This is a genomic window from Lentzea sp. HUAS TT2 (assembly GCF_051853195.1).
Lineage (GTDB): Bacteria > Actinomycetota > Actinomycetes > Mycobacteriales > Pseudonocardiaceae > Lentzea.
The window spans coordinates 6,336,776-6,354,184 of the sequence record NZ_CP196667.1 but is presented as its reverse complement, the minus strand read 5'-3'; the positions used below and the strand labels follow the sequence as shown (position 1 = coordinate 6,354,184).

Here is a 17,409-nt window from a genome sequence, read left to right as displayed (position 1 = left end):
CTGACGGCGTCAACACCCAACCACCCGCGCAGCCGAAGGCGAGCCGTCCTACCAGGCAAGACCGGCGGTCCCTTCCAAGCCGCCACCCCAACCTTTGACATACCCATACCCCCCTAGGGTATAAATGACCGCAGAGCCCACCGCTCCCCCGGGATGACCACCCGGCCGCGCGGTGGCCGGAGAAGGAGCGAGACATGCACGGCTACGCCAACACGAAGGCCTCCCACCTGCGCCGCCTCCGCCGTATCGAGGGCCAGGTCCGCGGCTTGCAGCGGATGATCGAAACCGATGAGTACTGCATCGACGTGCTCACCCAGATCTCCGCGGCCACCAGGGCGTTGCAGGCGGTCTCACTGGGGCTGCTCGACGAGCACCTCAAGCACTGCGTGAGCCAGGCCATCACCGAGGGCGGCACCACGGCAGACGCGAAGATCGCGGAAGCCAGTGACGCCATCGCCCGCCTGGTCCGCTCCTAACCCGCGAGGAGAAGACCCATGAGCGAGTCCGTCCACACCGAGTCCGTCCACACCGTCAAGGGCATGACCTGCGGCCACTGCGTCACCAGCGTGACCGAGGAACTCGCCAAGATCGACGGCGTGCAGAACGTGACCGTAGACCTCCCCACCGGCAAGGTCACGATCACCAGCACCACCCCGGTCCTGCTGACCGACCTGCGGGCCGCGGTCACCGAAGCCGGCTACGAACTGGCGGGCTGACCGATGAAGACCGGACACAAGGTCGCCCTCTACGCCACCGCGCTGGTCGTGATCTTCGGCGCGACCTGGGCAGCAGGAGCCGCGGCAGGACCACCCGAGCCACCACCGGCACACGCGGAAGAAGCAACACACGGCGGCGGCCACGACTCACCCCAGTCCAAGCTCCCACCAGGACTGTCCGTCTCGGACAACGGCTACACCCTGCGCCTGGACGAGATGAACCCGCTGACCTTCCACATCGAGGGCCCGGACGGCCGACCGGTCACGAAGTTCGCCGTAGAACACGAAAAACGCCTGCACCTGATCGCCGTCCGCCGCGACGGCTCGAACTTCCAGCACGTCCACCCGGAAATGGCGCCGGACGGCACGTGGTCGGTCCCGCTGAGCCTCCCGGAAGCCGGCAGCTACCGGATCTTCGCCGACTTCAGACCAGAGGGCGGCGAGAAGACCACGCTGGGCGCCGACGTCCAGGTCGCAGGCGACTACCGCCCCCGAAACCACATCAACAGCAGCACGTTCACCGTGGACGGCTACGAGGTGTCCCTCACCGGCGAACTCAACGCGGGCACGGCATCAACCGTCACCATCGCCATTACCAAAGACGGCAAACCGGTGACAGACCTGCAGAACTACCTGGGCGCCAAGGGCCACCTGGTGGCGCTGCGCGCAGCCGACCTCGCCTACCTGCACGTCCACCCGGAACAAGGCGACCAGGTGAAGTTCGCCGTAGAGGTCCCCACAGCCGGCAAGTACCGCCTGTTCCTGGACTTCCAGCACAACAACGTGGTCCGCACCGCGGAGTTCACGCTCACAACGCACGAGGAGGGCGGTCATGGCCACTGACACCATCGAGATCTCGATCGGCGGCATGACCTGCGCCTCCTGCGCCGCACGAATCGAGCGCAAGCTCAACAAGCTGGACGGCGTCGAGGCGTCGGTCAACTACGCCACCGAGAAGGCCCGAGTCACCTACGCGGGCGACCTCACCCCGGCCGACCTGGTGAAGGTGGTGGAGGACACCGGCTACACAGCCGAACTCCCCTCCGCGCCAACCGAGAACCCGACCATCGACGACCCGACCAGAACGCTGCGGCAACGGCTGATCACCTCGACCGTGCTGTCCGTACCGGTGATCGCACTGGCGATGATCCCGGCACTGCAGTTCACCTACTGGCAGTGGCTGTCGCTGGCGCTGGCCGGCCCGGTGGTCACGTACGCCGCGTGGCCGTTCCACAAGGCGGCGTGGACGAACGCCAAGCACGGCGCCGCCACGATGGACACGCTGATCTCGATCGGCGTCGGCTCGGCGTTCCTGTGGTCGCTCTACGCGCTGTTCCTGGGCACGGCGGGCACTCCCGGCATGACGCACGGGTTCACGTTCACCATCGAGCGGATGGCCGGGACCGGCAACATCTACCTCGAGGTCGCGGCGGGCGTCACGACGTTCATCCTGGCCGGCCGGTACTTCGAGGCGCGGTCGAAGCGGCGGGCGGGAGCGGCGTTGACGGCGCTGCTCGAGCTCGGCGCCAAGGACGTCGCGGTGCTGCGGGACGGCCGCGAGGTCCGCATCCCGACCGGCGAGCTCCAGGTCGGCGACAGGTTCGTCGTGCGGCCGGGCGAGAAGATCGCCACCGACGGTGTCATCGAGGAGGGCAGCTCCGCGGTCGACGCGAGCATGCTCACCGGCGAGTCGGTGCCGGTCGAGGTGCGGGCCGGTGACGCGGTGGCCGGGGCGACGGTCAACGCGGGTGGGCGGCTCGTCGTGCGTGCGACGCGGATCGGGTCGGACACGCAGCTCGCGCAGATGGCGAGGCTGGTCGAGCAGGCGCAGAACGGCAAGGCCGAGGTGCAGCGGCTCGCGGACCGGATCTCCGCCGTGTTCGTGCCGATCGTGATCGCGCTCGCGGTGGGCACGCTGGGGTTCTGGCTCGGCACGGGCGGCGGTGCGGGAGCGGCGTTCACGGCCGCGGTGGCGGTGCTGATCATCGCCTGCCCGTGTGCGCTGGGCCTGGCGACGCCGACCGCGTTGCTCGTCGGCACCGGCCGGGGTGCGCAGCTCGGCATCCTGATCAAGGGGCCGGAGGTGCTGGAGTCCACCCGCCGCGTCGACACCGTGGTGCTCGACAAGACCGGGACCGTGACGACAGGCCGGATGAGCCTGGTGAGCGTTCACACCGCCGAAGGTGAGGACGAGGACGAGGTCCTCAAGCTCGCCGGGGCGCTGGAGAACGCGTCCGAGCACCCGATCGCGAGGGCCATCACCCAGGCCGCGGGTGACGTGCCGCCCGTCGAGGACTTCCAGAACGTCGAAGGCCTTGGTGTGCAGGGAGTTGTGAACGCTCACGCGGTGCTGGTCGGCCGGGAACGCCTGCTCAGCGACTGGAGCGTCCAGCTCGACGCGAACCTCACCGAGGCCAAGGAAGCGGCCGAACGGCAGGGGCGCACGGCGGTGCTGGTGGCGTGGGACGGCAAGGCGCGTGGCGTGCTGGTCGTCGCGGACACGGTGAAGCCCACCTCGAAGGAGGCCGTCGCGGGTCTCCGCGAACTGGGACTGCGCCCGGTGCTGCTGACCGGCGACAACCAGGCAGCGGCGGAGGCCGTGGCGGCCGAGGTCGGCATCGACGAGGTCATCGCGGAGGTGCTGCCGGCCGACAAGGTCGACGTCGTCAAGCGCCTGCAGGACGAGGGCCGGGTCGTGGCGATGGTCGGCGACGGCGTGAACGACGCGGCGGCGCTCGCCCAGGCCGACCTGGGCCTGGCGATGGGCACCGGTACGGACGTCGCGATCGAGGCCAGCGACCTCACCCTGGTGCGCGGCGACCTCAATGCAGCCGTGGACGCGATCAGGCTGTCCAGGCGCACGCTCACAACGATCAAGGGCAACCTGTTCTGGGCGTTCGCGTACAACATCGCGGCACTGCCGTTGGCGGCGCTCGGCCTGCTCAACCCGATGATCGCGGGCGCGGCCATGGCGTTCTCGTCGGTGTTCGTGGTGAGCAACAGCCTGCGGTTGCGCAGCTTCCGCTGACAGGACCCACACGGGCGGTTCCGTAACCTCGGCACATCAGCCTCTGAAGGACAGGAGTCAGGTGTGCCGAGGTTCGCCCTGGTCGCGGCGTTGCTCATGACGCTGACGGCGTGCACCTCGACGCCGCCCGCGTCCACCCCGGTGCCCGCGCCCAGCAGCAGCGCCCCGCCACCGGCCGAGCAGGTCTACGTGTCGATCGGCGACTCCTACGCGACGGGCTTCAGCCCGAACGGCACCGGGGAGAGCTTCGCGCAGATCGTCGCGAAGCAGTCCGGCCTGAAGCTGATCAACCTGGCCTGCAACGGCGCCACCTCGGCCGATCTCGCGACCAGGCCCGCGTGCGGGCCGGACGCCGGCGGCAGGACCCAGCTCGACGCCGCGGTCGAGGCGTTGCGCGGCAAGAAGGCCGCACTGGTCACGGTGGTGATCGGCGGCAACGACCTGGCGCCGTGCGCGTTGTCGCAGGAAGCCCTGGAGTGCGCGACCAGGACCGTCGCCGACATCCAGACCAACGTCGCCGGCACGCTCACCGAGCTGCGGGAGGTCGCGCCGGACGTGAAGATCGTCGGGCTGACTTACCCGGACGTGTTCCTCGGCGCGTGGGTGAACCCCTCGTTCCCCAACGGCAAGAACCTCGCCCGGCTGTCGGTGACGATGTTCCAGGACTTCAACACCAAGATCGCGGCCCAGTACGGCAGGTTCGGCGCGAAGTTCGCCGACGTCACGAGCACGACCGGCGGTTACGGCGCGCTGACCGAGCTCACGCAGGACCCGAAGTACGGCCAGATCCCCGCGTCCGTGGCCAAGGTGTGCACGCTCACCTACTTCTGCGACCGCACCGACGTGCACCCGACGCCCGCGGGTCATCAGGTGATCGCGGAGGCCGTCACCGCCGCGGGTCGTTGATCACGAAGGTCTCACAGGCCACCTCGGTAGGCTCGCCACGTCGGTCCACCGAGGTGCGAGGAGCAGGTGTGCAGAGGTTCTCGCTGGTCCTGACCTCCGCGCTGACGCTGCTGGCGGCCTCCTGTTCCGCCGCCACATCTCCCCCGACCAGCGCTGTCCCGGCCGAACCGCGGCTGTACGTGTCACTCGGCGACTCCTACGCCACCGGGCTCGGGCCGAACGGCACCGGCGAGAGCTTCGCCCAGATCGTCGCCAGGCAGTCCGGGCTCGACCTGATCAGCGTCGCCTGCAACGGCGCCACCTCCGCCGATCTCCTCGCCGCGCAGGCGTGCGAACCGGAGGCAGGCGGGAGGACCCAGGTCGACGTCACCGTCGACACCCTGCGCACCGGCCAGGTCGGGCTGGTCACGATGGTGATCGGCAGCAACGACCTGCTGGAACCGTGCGCGGTGGCCCAGGACCCCGCCGAATGCGCGACGTCGGCGATCACCGACACGAAGACCAACATCGCCACCGCGCTCACCAGGTTCCGCGAGGCGGCGCCGGACGTGCGGATCGTCGGCCTGGGCTACCCGGACGTCTTCTTCGGCGCGTGGGTCAACCCCTCGCTCCCGAACGGCGAGGACCTCGCCCGCACGTCGGTCGCGTTGTACGAGGACTTCAACGGCGAGATCGCCGCGGAGTACGCGAAGTTCGACGCGAAGTTCATCGACGTCACCAGCACGACCGGCGGTTATGGTGCGCTGACCGAACTGACCGAGGACCCGAGGTACGGCCAGATCCCGGTGTCGGTCGCCGAGGTGTGCACGCTCACCTACATCTGCGACGAGACCGACGTGCACCCCACGCCGGCGGGCCATCAGGCGATCGCCGACGCGATCACCGCCACGGGTCCGTGACCGCGAACCAGAGCAGGTTCAGCGCCGTATTACCCGAAAGACTCTGTTGATCAGCGTCCGCGCCTGACAAGCTCTCGAACCGTTGCCGCACCGAGGAAGTGTTCGATGACCGTGCTCCCGCACACCACTGACGCCCTGCACCGGCTCAGCGACGCCGTTGACGGCTTCCTGCGCGGTGAGAAGGAGTTCAACCTCACCGACCCGTCGACGCACATGCTGGTCGGAGGCCGGTTGCGCACGCTCGGCGCGCAGATCGGCGCCGGGGTGGCCGCGGGGATCCCCGAGGAGGACATCGCCGCGATCGTCCAGCCCGCGCGGTCGGCATGTTCGCGTTCACCCTTCATGCGCGACGAGAACGAGTGGGCGCGCGGCTACCCCAGCGACTTCCGGCTGGTCGAGCACGTCATGGCGCAGACGAACGAGGCCCCGCAGGGCACGCTCGGCTGGCACGTCGAGACGAGCCTGCAGAACTCGCCGGTCACCCAGCAGCAGCGCAACCGGGTGATGCATCAGGCCAGGCTGATCAGCGACTGCCTGACCGCCCAGCGCAACGGTCCCCGCTCGATTCTGCTGATCGCCGCCGGCGCCGCCCCTGACCTGCGGCTCATCCCGCCCGGCATCCTGCGGCCCGGCGACAGGTTCGTCCTCACCGACGTCGACCCCGACGCGCTGGAGCTGGCCGAGCAGCGGCTCGGTCCGCTCAACGACGTCACGACCTCGATCTCCGGCAACGTGTTCCGCGCGCTGCCGAAGCTCGCCGAGCTCGGCCCGTACGACCTGGTGCTGGTCAACGGCCTCTACGACTACCTCAACGACCGCGCGGCCGTGCGGCTGACCGAGGCGGTGCTGACCAGGCTCTGCCGTCCCGGCGGCACGTTCTACTTCTCCACCAGCACGCCCGGCAACCCGTTGAAGCACGCGCTCGAGTTCCTGATGGACTGGTCGGTGACCGAACGCGACGAGCGGGCCGTCCGCGCGCTGCTGCCGGGGTGCGACGTGTCCGCGGTGCTCGACCCGACCGGGCTGGCGCTGCTCACGCACGTGCGGACGAGGCGGGGCTGAACCCCTTCACCAGCAACCAGACCGCCAGCACCATCTCGTTGAGCGCCAGCGGCACGAACAGCGCGCCGGCCTGCTGCGACGAGAGCACGCCGAGCAGCACGAGCACGGCACCGGCCAGGTAGGGCACCACGGCGACCAGCGCCCACACCGAGATCCACCTCGGCACGAGCGCCGATCGCAGCAGCAGGACGTTCAGGAGCGCCACGCCGACGCAGAAGTAGATCGCGCTGGCGTGGCCCCAGACCTCGTCGATGTGAACGTGCGCAATCGGTGCCACGGCCGACATCAGGAAGACGACCTCGAGGGTTCGCGCGACGACGTACCCCATCGCCGCGCCCTCGCCGTGGGGTCTGAGGACGGGGTACAACACTGGTGCGATGAACGCGATGGCCACGGCCATCACGAACACCATCACCCCTCTGGTGGCGCCCTGGGTGGCCGCGCTGACCACGCCCGCGGCCGTGGCGGTGATGAACAGGCAACCCACAACTCGTGCTGTCATGGCGCTGAGGCTGGCGGGCGCTGGTGTGCGGCCGGTGTGCGTGTGGTGTGTGAGAATTCGCCGGTGCGGATCGGTTTGCTCGGTGGTGTCCGCGCCACCACCGACGACGGCGAACCGGTCGACATCGGGTCGCCGAGATCGCAGGTCGTGCTGGCGGCGTTGGCGCTCTCCCCTGGCATGCCGTTGCCGGTGTCGCGGCTGATCGACCTCGTGTGGGGTGACGCGCCCCCTTCCACTGCTGGGAAAGCGTTGCAGTGGCATGTCGCGCAGCTGCGGAAGTCTCTTGGTGCTGACGCGATCGCACGGGTCGGTGCGGCCTATCGGCTCGACGTGCCCACTGATGTCTCGCTGTTCCTGGAACACGTGCGCGCCGGGGACGCAGCTGCGGCCGTCGCGGTGTGGGGTGGTGTGCCGCTGGCGGGGTTGGTGGCGCCGGAGCTGGACGCGGCCGTGGTGTCGTTGACCGAGGAGTGGCTGGGCGCGGTCGAGAAGGACTTCTCGCGGCGGCTGCCGGCCGAGCCGGGAGCTGTTGTCGGTGAGCTGTCGGCGTTCGTGTCGGAGCATCCGACGCGGGAGGGGCTGGCGGCGTTGTTGATGACGGCGCTCTACCGGACCGGGCGGCAGGCTGATGCTCTCGCGGTGTACCAACGGGTTCGGCGGCATCTTGTGGACGAGCTCGGGGTGGAGCCCGGGCCTCTGTTGCGTGCCGCCGAACAGCAGGTGCTCGCGCATGCTCCGGTTGCCAGGCCGGTGCTGATAGGCCGTGATGCCGATCTTGCGCGCGTCGCGGAGGCGTTGCGGGTCGCGCCGGTGGTGACGCTGGTGGGGCCGGGCGGGATCGGCAAGACGCGGCTGGCTTCGGCGCTGGGCGGGGTTTTCGTGTCACTGGCGGAGATCACGTCGTCTGCGGACGTGCCGCGGGCCGTCGCGGATGCGCTGGGAATCGTGGAACGGCCCGGGGTCTCCGTGGCGCAGGCGGTGGTGGCGGCGCGGCTTTCGTTGCTGGTGCTGGATAATTGCGAGCACGTGTTGGATGGCGCCGCTGCTTTTGTGGCTTCTGTCAGTGCGCCGGTGCGGGTTCTGGCGACCTCGCGGGAACGGCTATCCGTTGCCGACGAACGGGTTGTGGTGGTGGAGCCGCTGGACGCGGCGGCGAGTGTTGAGCTGTTCGACGTTCGTGCGCGTGCTGCTGATCCTTCGTATTCGGGCGATGGTTCGGTTGCGGAGCTGTGCCGGTTGCTCGACGGGATCCCGCTGGCCATCGAGCTGGCGGCGGCTCGGGTGCGGAGTCATCGGCCCGCGGAGTTGCTGACGCGGCTGGACATCGGTGTGCGGCGGACGGGTGCGTCGCGGCATCGGACCGTGCGGTCGGCGATCCAGTGGTCCTACGACCTGTTGACTTCGGCTGAGCAGGAGTTGTTCTGCCGGCTTTCGGTGTTCGCTGCGCCGTTCGACCTGGGGGCGGTGGCGGAGGATCATCTGCTCGGGGATCTGGTCGAGCGGTCGATGGTGTCCGTCCACGATGGACCGTTCGGGCGGCGGTTCCGGATGCTGGAGCCGTTGCGGCAGTTCGCTTCTTCGCTGCTTCTCGACCGCGGTCCGGCTTTGGCCGCGCAGGCCTCGTGGTGCTTGCGGCGGGTTGCGGAGGTCGGTGAGTTGTTGAGCGGGCCCGGCGAGGTCGAGGGTGTGGGGCGGCTCGCGGAGTTGTGGCCGAACCTGCGGGCGGCGGTGGAGTGGGCGCTCGAGTCCGGGGACGTGCCACTGGCGGAGGCGCTGGTCCGGCCCGTGGTGACCGAGCTGCCGCTACGAGGGCGGCGGGAGATCGGCGACTGGGCTGAGCGGCTCGTGCAGACAGCACAGACCGCGCACGGGCAACGCGCCGTGCGTTCCCACCACACACACGACCCTGGCCGGGTACCCCCAAATTCAACAATAGCGAGTGGGTCTGACAGTTTTGGCGGGCGCGAGGCCGGCCTGCCGGGATTCTGGCTGGTGTGGGTGGCCGAGCGGAACGTCCAGGGGTCCAGCTCGGCCACGTTGCCGGAGGTGCCCGACCATCCGCTGAGCCGGTACGCGCGTGCCTACGCGTCCGGCGACGGGCTGGCGCTCGCGGAGTGCCTGCCCGAGGCGTTGGCGTCGGTGGACGAGCCGCACCTCCACTCTTTCCTGGAGATGATGCCGTCGGGCACGTCGCTGGGGGCCGGGCTGTTCGAGCTCGTCGACCACCGGGTCGCGGCGCTGGCCGAGCGGTTCCGGAGCACCGGGCCGCCCACGTTGCTGCACTGGGCGTTGCAGACGCTCGGGTACAGCGCGATGTTCCAGGGGCGTGCGCCGGACGCGTTCTTCGACGAGGCGGCGGACGTCGAGCTGCCGCCGGGCACGTTGTCGGCCAACAAGACCACGGAGGCGCGGCGGGCGTTCCGGGGCGGGGACCTGAGCCGGGCGTTCGAGCTGCTCGGGGCGCACGTCGACGAGTTGCTGGAGACCGGCAACGTGGTGGCGGCGAGCGTGGTGGCGGTGGAGTTCATCGCGATCACGCGGGACAGCAGGCCGGGCGAGGCGGCTCGGGTGCTCGGGTATTTGAAGCACGCGGGCGACTTCGGGGCGATGGCGGCGGCGAACCTGGTCGAGGGGCTCACGACGGACTTGCCAGGGATGGACGACCGCGAGGCGTTGCTCTACATGCGGTCGGTGCTCAGCGCAGGCCGTGGGCGATCCGGGTCACGAAGGCCGCCAGCCGGTCCGGCGTGAACTTCTCCGGTTCGGTGAGCACCAGGCGGCCGGACATCTCCGCGAGGGCGAGCATCGCGTGGCCGAGCAGGGCCGAGTCGAGGTCGTCCAGGCGGCCCAGCTCCTTGAGGCCCAGCGCGGCCAGGTCCTCGATCTGGGCCAGGACGCCCGCGCGGACGAGTTCCACCTGGGCGCGGAACTCGGCGGGCGTGCCCTCGGGCGGCAGGAGCACGAGGCGCCAGCGGTCGGGGGCCTGCACCACGGCGGTCACGAAGACGCGGACGGCGTCGGCGAAGGCGTCGTCCGGGGAACGCGTGGCGAAGTCGGTGGGCAGGGCGGCGAGGACCTGTTCGGTGGCGCGGGCCGCCTCGCGTTCGAGCAGGGCGCTGATGAGCTCGCCGCGGTTGGCGAACAGGTCGTAGAGCACGGGCTTGGTGACCTCGGCGTGTTTGGCGACCGACTCCATGGTCACGGTGTCGAAGCCGGCCGGGATCAGGCTCAGGGCGGCGTCGAGCAGTTGCTCGCGGCGCTGCTCGGGCGGCAGGCGGCGGGCGTACTTGCGACGCGTTGTGCTCACGGGACCATATTGCTACGGTGGCGTAGCTTTCACAAAGCTACGCTGGCGTAGTAATTGGCGGAGGTACTGCGATGGAGCCGGACAACCTCGTTCTGCAGCCGCGTGACGTGCAGTTCGACTGGTCGACCCTGCCGATGCACTGGGTCCCGGACGAACCGGTCACCACGCACGTCATGAACGTCCTGCACCTGCTGCTGCCCGAGGGCGAGCGGTGGTTCGTGCGGACGTTCCAGCAGGCCGTGCCGCTGATCACCGACGACACGTTGCGCGAGGACGTGCTCGGGTTCATCGGCCAGGAGGCCATGCACGCCGAGGCGCACAGCGAGGTCCTCGACCACCTGCTGGCGAACGGGCTGGACCCGCGGCCGTTCACGCGGCAGATGGAACACGTGTTCCAGCGGATCCTCGGCCCCCAGGCGGGGCTGAACGAGGAGCAGGCGCGCGAGCAGCTGATCGAACGGGTCGCGATCGTCGCCGCCGTCGAGCACTTCACGGCCTACCTGGGCGACTGGATGCTGAACGCCGGCGCGCTCGACAAGGCCAGCATCCACCCGGTGATGCTGGACCTGCTGCGGTGGCACGCCGCCGAGGAGGTCGAGCACCGCAGCGTCGCGTACGACCTGATGTGCCACCTCGACCGGCGGTACGTGCGGCGGGCGCGGGCGATGCTGCTGGTCGCGCCGGTGTTGTTCTGGCTGTGGGTGCGCGGGGCGCGGTTCATGGTGCGCGCCGACAAGACGACTCGGGTGCGGCTGACCTGGCGGGAGTCGATGCGGGCAGGACGGCGCGGGCTGCTGCCGAAGCTGTCGGACATCTTCCGGGCGTTCCTGCGCTACTTCCACCCCGCCTACCACCCGAAGCAGGAAGGCTCGACGACGCAGGCGATCGCGTACCTGGCGTCGTCGCCCGCGGCGCGGGAGGCGCACTGATGCTGAACGGTCTCACCCGGTTCGGCAGCCTCTACGACGCCGCAGTGGCCCGGTTCGGTGGCCGAGCGCGCCCCGGTGCCGCGCGGGATGCCTTGTGGCTCACCGTTGTCGAACGCTCACATGTCGCCGACGGCGTGGTGAGCCTCCGGTTCGGCGGGCCTGCACTGCCCGCCTGGCAGCCCGGCTGTCACGTCGACCTGCACCTGCCGTCCGGGCTGCGCCGGCAGTACTCGCTGTGCGGTGACCCGGCCGAGGACACCTACCGGATCGCGGTCCGCGAGGTCGGCGCCGGTTCGCGCGAGGTGCAGGCGTTGCGGGTCGGCGACCGGATCCAGGTGCGCGGGCCGCGCAACGCCTTCCCGTTCGCCGGGATCGGGCCGGTCGTGTTCGTCGCGGGCGGCATCGGGATCACCGCGATCCTGCCGATGGTGCACGCGGCCGCGCGGGCGGGCCTCGACTGGCGGCTCGTGTACTGCGGGCGGTCGATGACGGCGATGCCGTTCCTGGACGAGCTTCCCGTCGGCCGGGTCGACGTGCGGATCGGCCGGGGCGAGGCGCTGCTCGGCGACGCTTCCCCGCGGGGCGCGGTGTACTGCTGCGGGCCGTCGTCGATGCTCGACCAGGTGCGGGCCGAGTTCTCGTCGCGCTGGCTGCACTTCGAACGCTTCAGTCCGCCACCGATCGTCGACGGTCAGCCGTTCACGGTCGAACTGCGCCGCAGCGGGGTGTCCCTCGACGTACCCGCTGACCGGTCGGCGCTGGACGTGATCAGGGACTTCCGTCCGTCGGTCGCCTACTCGTGCCGCCAGGGGTTCTGCGGCACGTGCGATGTAGGCGGCGTGCGGATCTGCGTGGACCGGCCCACCGGTGATCGACTAGTTCTGGAGGAACTGTGAAGGTGCGTTCCGGGGAAGTCGAACTCGCCGTGCAGGTGCGCGGCACGACCGGCCCGACCGTGGTCCTGGTGCACGGGTATCCGGACACGCACGAGGTCTGGGACCGCGTGGCCGCGTTGCTGGAGAAGGACTTCCGCGTCGTCACCTACGACGTGCGCGGCGCGGGCGAGTCGACGGCGCCGTCCACTGAGGACGGTTACCGGCTCGAACGGCTGGCGGCGGACCTGTTCGCGGTGATCGACGCGGTCAGCCCTGACGAGCCGGTGCACGTCGTGGGCCACGACTGGGGTTCGATCCAGTCCTGGGAGGCCGTGACCACACCCGGTGCGCGGATCGCGACGTTCACGTCCATCTCCGGGCCGTCCCTCGACCACATGGGGCACTGGTCGCGGAAGGGCTTGTCGATCGCTCACATCAGGCAGTTCGTCCGCTCCTGGTACATCGGCGCGTTCCACCTGCCGGTGCTCGCGCCGTTGTTCTGGCGGCTCTACCTCGGTCCGCGCTGGGGAGGCGTGCTCCAGCGGCTGGAAGGTGTGAAGGTCAAGCCCGCGCGCACGATCACGTCCGACGCCGTGCGCGGGATCTCGTTGTACCGGGCCAACATCCGGCAGGTCATGCGCTCACCGCGGCAACGGTTCGCGCCGATGCCGGTGCAGGTGATCCAGCCGACCCAGGACCGCTACATCCGCACCGAACCGCTCGACCTCGAACGCTGGGTGCCGTCGCTCACCCGCAGGAAGATCGCGGCCGGGCACTGGGCGCCGCTGAGCCACCCCGCGCCGCTCGCCCGGATGATCAGCGAGTTCGTCACGGACTCCACTCCCCCGCGTGAGCTCGTGGTGATCACGGGCGGCGGCAGCGGCATCGGCAGGGCGACCGCGGTGGCGTTCGCCGAGGCGGGCGCGAAGGTCGTGGTGTCCGATGTGGACTTCACCGCGGCCAAGGAGACCGCCGACCTGGTCGACGGCCACGCCTACGAGGTCGACGTGCGCTCCGAGGAGGCGGTACGGGCCTGGGCGCGGCAGGTCGCGGACGAGCACGGTGTGCCCGATGTGGTCGTGAACAACGCGGGCATCGGCCATTCCGGGTCGTTCATGTCGACCTCGACCGAGCAGTGGCAACGGGTGCTGGACGTCAACCTGTGGGGAGTGGTGCACGGCTGCCGGGCCTTCGGTGAGCTGATGATCGAACGCGGCGAGGGCGGCCACGTCGTGAACCTGTCCTCGGCGGCGGCCTACCTGCCGTCGAAGATCCTGTCCGCGTACGCCACCAGCAAGGCGGCGGTGTTCATGCTGTCGGACTGCCTGCGGGCCGAGCTCGCGCCGCACGCCATCGGCGTCAGCGCCATCTGCCCGGGACTGGTGAACACGAACATCACCGCGACCACGACGTTCTCCGGCGTCAGCTCCGAGGAGGAACGCCGCAAGCAGGACCGCGCGTCGAGGATCTACGCCCGGCGCGGTTTCGGTCCCGAGGGCGTGGCCACCCAGATCGTGCGGGCGGTGCGCCGCAACAAGCCCGTCGTGCCGGTGACGGCCGAGGCCAGGGCGGCCCGGCTCGCCAGCCGGGTCGCTCCTGGCCTCCTGCGCACGTTCGCCAAGCTGGACGTCGGTTAGACCTCGGCCAGGTCGCCGCCGAGGGCGGCGGCCAGCCGGAGCCAGGGCGCGGCCTCCTCAGGCCGGCCCTGCCGCTCCAGCGTCCGCCCGAGCAGCAGGTGGGCGTAGTGCTCGACCGGGTCGCGGTCCACGATCACGCGGAGCTGCGCCTCGGCCTTGCCCAGCTGCGCCGAGTGGTAGTAGGCGCGGGCCAGCAGCAGGCAGAGGTCCGTCTGGAACGGCACCTCGCCGGCGACGTCGGCCAGCAGCTCGGCGGCCTTGATGTAGTCGCGGGACTCGAACAGCAGCCGCGCGCGCTCCCACTTCTCGGCGGGAGTCTCGACGTGGCCGGTGTCGAACAGGCGCATCGCCGTGACCCAGCGGTCTGCCGCCACCTCACCGTTCGGCTGGTAGGCGTTGAACCCGGTGGTGTCGCGCACCGAGAACTCGTTCATAGGAGAACCTCCCTTCCGGCGCGTACAACGCGTTCGGAAAGCAGGTATTCCCCGCCTCACCGGACAAGGGGAAGCGGGGCGAACGAGTGGTCCTGCCAGATCAGCCGCGACTGCTCCTCGGGGTACGGGCCCACCTCGTCCTGCACGTCGAAGACCCGCGTCAGGCGTTCGGAACCGTAGGCGGGCCAACCAGGTTCGCCGGTGATAGCGAATACCGTCCACGCCGCCCGCATCCGGTCGGACACGGCCCTCACCACGGGGGTGATCTCCCCGAGCACCGCGGCCGCCTGCCCCCGGTCGAGGTTGCCGAACACCAGCGGCACGTCCAGACCGTGACAGGCGCGGAAGACCTCGGTCGGCTCGAAGGCCACCACGTAGACGTGCGCCCGGCCACCCGCCGCCACCTGCGCCTCCGCGAGGTGCAACGACGGCATCCGGAACACCCAGTCCGAGGAGACCAGCTCGAACAGCTCCTCCGGCGCCAGCTGCGGATACGCGAGGCCCGGCGCGAACATCTCCAGCGCCTCCGACGCCTGTTCCGCCGTCACGCTGCCCACCAGGCCCTCCAGCACGGACAGGAGGCGCTGCTCGTGACGCGTGTGCCCGGCGATCAGCTCGACCTCGCGTGCCGCGCCCGACCTGACCGCCTCCCACGGCGTCACCGGGAGGACGTCCCCGTCCACCACGGGCGCGAACGGGATCTTCTTGTACCCGGCCGGGCCCCACCGCGGGAACCGGCCCATCTTGGCCATGACCTCGTCACCCGCGGACGGCAGCAGCTCCGGCTCCACAGTGGACAGATCGGCGACGGTCGGCCGCAGTCCCAGTTCGGCGGCGCACGCCGCGGCGATGTCACCGGCCAGCTCCGGCGTGAAGAACACCCCCGGCACGCTGCTCGCGATCGCACGCTGGAAGAGCCCCTTCGCGCGCGGCATGGCGAGCAACGCCGCCACCGAACCGCCGCCCGCCGACTCGCCGAAGACCGTCACCCGGCCCGGATCACCGCCGAACGCGCGGATGTTGGCGCTCACCCACTCCAGCGCCGCGACCTGGTCGAGCAGCCCCCGGTTCGCCGGAGCGCCCTCGATCTGCGCGAACCCCTCGATGCCGACGCGGTAGTTGAACGTCACCACCACGACACCGTCCGACGCGAGCCGCGCGCCGTCGTAGTCGGGCAGGCCGGACGTGCCGATCGTGTAGGCACCGCCCTGGATCCACACCATCACCGGCAGGTCCCCGGCCACCCCTGGCGACCAGACGTTCACCGTCAGCCACTCGTCGCCGGCGGACCCGAACCTGTCCATGCCGAACACCCCGGCCTGCGGTGGCGGCGGCCCGAACTCCAGCGCGTCCCGCACGCCGTCCCACGGCTCGACCGGCTGGGGTGCGGCAAAACGGAAAGACCCGACAGGCGGCGCGGCGAACGGGATGCCGCGGAACACCGCCAACCCCTGCTCAGCAGCACCACGAACAGTTCCACCGGTGACTCGAACCTCGACCATGGCGGAATCGTCGGCGCATCCCCCGCCGGAAAGCCAGGGATTTACCGCTCACCGGATCAGGACTTGGCGCCGCTCATGTTCGGGAACGCCATGTCCTTGAAGAACATGGTCGCCTCCCGCTGCCGGAGGTCCCCGAGCCTGTCGATGAACGCGCTCGCGGCCTTCTCCTGCACCGACCGCTGCGCCACGTCGTCAGCGGCGGGGAAGTTGCCCGGAGTGGTCTTCCACTCCAGGTAGGCGGCGGTCACGGCCATCTCGCTGTTGCGCAGCAGGATCCACGACTGGTCCCAGCGGTAGAACGCGCGCAACCCCGTCAGCCCGGCGACCACGACGCCCGCGAGCGAGATCGTCAGCGCCTTGCCCGGGTAGTCGAGGCTCGTCAGCACCGGCAGTGCGGCGCCGACGAGGATCACCAACGTCCCGCTGGCCCGGTAGAAGCGCCGGTGCCAGCGCGCCCTGACGTCGTAGAACGACCGCAGCCACGTGCCGTACGCGTCCGCGGTGGCGATCACGCCGTCGTTCATCTCCGCCACGTGACCCGGAAACGCCGGGATGGACTTCATCTGGTTCCCCCTCGCCAGGAACTGACTCCCCATCCCCCACGATAAGCGGTCAGGCCGTGACGACGACCTTGGCCCGCGCGTGCTCGGACTCGACGTGCCGGATCGCGTCCGGCGCGTCGGTCAGCGGGTAGGTCCGCTCGATCACCGGCACCAGCCGTCCCGACTCGGCCAGCTCCCGCAACGCGACCAGGTTCTCCTTGCTGGGCTTGGCCTCCAGCACGACGAGCCGCTGCCGGGTGAACGCCGCCAGCAGCCTGCCCTGGATGATCAGCCGGTACGGGCCGATCAACGCCCCGCCCGTGAAGCTGCCGCCGCCGGACAGCACCAGGGTGCCGTCGGGGGTGAGCAGCGCCCGCAGCTCGCCCATGGACCTGGTCCCCACCAGGTCGAAGACGACGTCGTAGTGCTGCCCGGTGCGGGTGAAGTCCGTTGTCCGGTAGTCGATGACGTGGTCGGCGCCGACCGAACGGACCTGCTCGACGTTGCGCGTGCTGCACACCGCGGTCACGATCGCCTTGCGCGCCTTGGCGATCTGCACCGCCATCAGCCCCACCCCGCCGGACGCGCCGTTGATCAGCACCTTCTGCCCCGCCTGCAGCTCCCGCAGTCCCATCCACGCCGTGTTGCCCGCCAGCGGCAGCGTCGCCGTCTGCTCGAACGTGAGGTTGGAAGGCTTGTGCGCCACCAGGTTCGCGGGCACGCGGACATACTCGGCGAAGGACCCCTCGACCTCCCCGAACACCTCGTCCCCGACCTGCACCATGCCGCCCACGCCCGGCCCGGTCTCCTCGACCACGCCCGCGAAGTCCATCCCCCTGATCCGCGCCTTCGGCCCCGTGAGCCCCAGGAACAGCCGCGCGAAGTACGGGTCGCCGCGCATGATGTGCCAGTCGGCGGCGTTCACCGACGACGCCCGCACCCGCACCAGCACCTCGCCGGCCGCGGGCACCGGCCGTTCGACCTCTCGCAGCTCCAACACGTCCGCCGACCCGTATCTGTCCTGGACGATCGCCTTCATCGCGGCCTCCCTCGCTTGTGAGGGAAGGTAA

General features: G+C 70.1%; 17 protein-coding genes. 11 read left to right on the top strand and 6 right to left on the bottom strand.

Annotation, left to right across the window (positions count from 1 at the left end):
- Window positions 1-194: 194 nt before the first annotated feature.
- The 7 genes from ACSHWB_RS30945 (at window position 195) to ACSHWB_RS30915 (ending at window position 6,611) form a co-directional block, all read left to right on the top strand.
- Complete coding sequence (locus ACSHWB_RS30945) at window positions 195-476, top strand: metal-sensitive transcriptional regulator (protein ID WP_319980954.1); 282 nt, start codon at window positions 195-197, stop codon at window positions 474-476.
- Window positions 477-494: 18 nt separating this feature from the next.
- Window positions 495-716, top strand: coding sequence for a heavy-metal-associated domain-containing protein (locus ACSHWB_RS30940; RefSeq protein WP_439656804.1), 222 nt, complete (start codon window positions 495-497; stop codon window positions 714-716).
- Window positions 717-719: 3 nt separating this feature from the next.
- Window positions 720-1,559, top strand: a complete 840-nt coding sequence (locus ACSHWB_RS30935; protein WP_439656803.1) for a hypothetical protein — start codon at window positions 720-722, stop codon at window positions 1,557-1,559.
- Window positions 1,549-3,744, top strand: coding sequence for a heavy metal translocating P-type ATPase (locus ACSHWB_RS30930; RefSeq protein ID WP_439656802.1), 2,196 nt, complete (start codon window positions 1,549-1,551; stop codon window positions 3,742-3,744). Before ACSHWB_RS30935 ends, ACSHWB_RS30930 begins: the two co-directional genes overlap by 11 nt.
- A gap of 63 nt (window positions 3,745-3,807) precedes the next feature.
- Window positions 3,808-4,650: an SGNH/GDSL hydrolase family protein gene (locus ACSHWB_RS30925; RefSeq protein ID WP_439656801.1), complete on the top strand. Its 843-nt coding sequence runs from the start codon at window positions 3,808-3,810 to the stop codon at window positions 4,648-4,650.
- Between the two features lie 68 nt (window positions 4,651-4,718).
- The gene (locus ACSHWB_RS30920; protein WP_439656800.1) at window positions 4,719-5,549 is read left to right on the top strand and encodes an SGNH/GDSL hydrolase family protein; all 831 of its coding nucleotides are present in this window, start codon (window positions 4,719-4,721) and stop codon (window positions 5,547-5,549) included.
- Window positions 5,550-5,654: 105 nt separating this feature from the next.
- Entirely contained in the window at window positions 5,655-6,611 is a 957-nt protein-coding gene (locus tag ACSHWB_RS30915; protein ID WP_439656799.1) for a class I SAM-dependent methyltransferase, read from the top strand.
- On the opposite strand, the gene ACSHWB_RS30910 is transcribed toward ACSHWB_RS30915, so the two are convergent.
- Entirely contained in the window at window positions 6,583-7,113 is a 531-nt protein-coding gene (locus ACSHWB_RS30910; protein WP_439656798.1) for a DUF4386 domain-containing protein, read from the bottom strand. The genes ACSHWB_RS30915 and ACSHWB_RS30910 overlap by 29 nt on opposite strands.
- Before the next feature lie 63 nt (window positions 7,114-7,176).
- On the opposite strand from ACSHWB_RS30910, the gene ACSHWB_RS30905 reads away from it, so the two are divergent.
- Window positions 7,177-9,864, top strand: a complete 2,688-nt coding sequence (locus ACSHWB_RS30905; RefSeq protein WP_439656797.1) for a BTAD domain-containing putative transcriptional regulator — start codon at window positions 7,177-7,179, stop codon at window positions 9,862-9,864.
- Here the strand turns inward: ACSHWB_RS30905 and ACSHWB_RS30900 are convergent.
- Window positions 9,809-10,420, bottom strand: a complete 612-nt coding sequence (locus ACSHWB_RS30900) for a TetR/AcrR family transcriptional regulator (protein ID WP_439656796.1) — start codon at window positions 10,418-10,420, stop codon at window positions 9,809-9,811. The two genes, ACSHWB_RS30905 and ACSHWB_RS30900, sit on opposite strands and share 56 nt — an antisense overlap.
- A 71-nt stretch (window positions 10,421-10,491) precedes the next feature.
- Between ACSHWB_RS30900 and ACSHWB_RS30895 the strand changes: the two genes are divergently transcribed.
- From ACSHWB_RS30895 to ACSHWB_RS30885, 3 genes are read left to right on the top strand one after another with little or no spacing between them, the layout of a single operon-like run.
- Window positions 10,492-11,349 carry a metal-dependent hydrolase gene (locus tag ACSHWB_RS30895; RefSeq protein WP_439656795.1) on the top strand — a complete coding sequence of 286 codons (858 nt, stop codon included), beginning with the start codon at window positions 10,492-10,494 and terminating at the stop codon, window positions 11,347-11,349.
- Entirely contained in the window at window positions 11,349-12,245 is an 897-nt protein-coding gene (locus ACSHWB_RS30890; RefSeq protein ID WP_439656794.1) for a PDR/VanB family oxidoreductase, read from the top strand. Before ACSHWB_RS30895 ends, ACSHWB_RS30890 begins: the two co-directional genes overlap by 1 nt.
- A 2-nt stretch (window positions 12,246-12,247) precedes the next feature.
- Window positions 12,248-13,861 carry an SDR family oxidoreductase gene (locus ACSHWB_RS30885; protein ID WP_439656793.1) on the top strand — a complete coding sequence of 538 codons (1,614 nt, stop codon included), beginning with the start codon at window positions 12,248-12,250 and terminating at the stop codon, window positions 13,859-13,861.
- Here ACSHWB_RS30885 and ACSHWB_RS30880 read toward each other — a convergent pair.
- From ACSHWB_RS30880 to ACSHWB_RS30865, 4 genes are read right to left on the bottom strand one after another with little or no spacing between them, the layout of a single operon-like run.
- On the bottom strand, window positions 13,858-14,295 hold the full coding sequence (locus ACSHWB_RS30880; protein WP_439656792.1) for a tetratricopeptide repeat protein: 438 nt from the start codon (window positions 14,293-14,295) through the stop codon (window positions 13,858-13,860). The two genes, ACSHWB_RS30885 and ACSHWB_RS30880, sit on opposite strands and share 4 nt — an antisense overlap.
- Window positions 14,296-14,351: 56 nt before the next feature.
- Entirely contained in the window at window positions 14,352-15,797 is a 1,446-nt protein-coding gene (locus ACSHWB_RS30875) for a carboxylesterase/lipase family protein (protein ID WP_439656791.1), read from the bottom strand.
- 56 nt (window positions 15,798-15,853) lie between these two features.
- The gene (locus tag ACSHWB_RS30870) at window positions 15,854-16,360 is read right to left on the bottom strand and encodes a DUF4231 domain-containing protein (RefSeq protein WP_439656790.1); all 507 of its coding nucleotides are present in this window, start codon (window positions 16,358-16,360) and stop codon (window positions 15,854-15,856) included.
- A gap of 49 nt (window positions 16,361-16,409) precedes the next feature.
- Window positions 16,410-17,378: an NAD(P)-dependent alcohol dehydrogenase gene (locus tag ACSHWB_RS30865; RefSeq protein ID WP_439656789.1), complete on the bottom strand. Its 969-nt coding sequence runs from the start codon at window positions 17,376-17,378 to the stop codon at window positions 16,410-16,412.
- Window positions 17,379-17,409 lie beyond the last annotated feature (31 nt).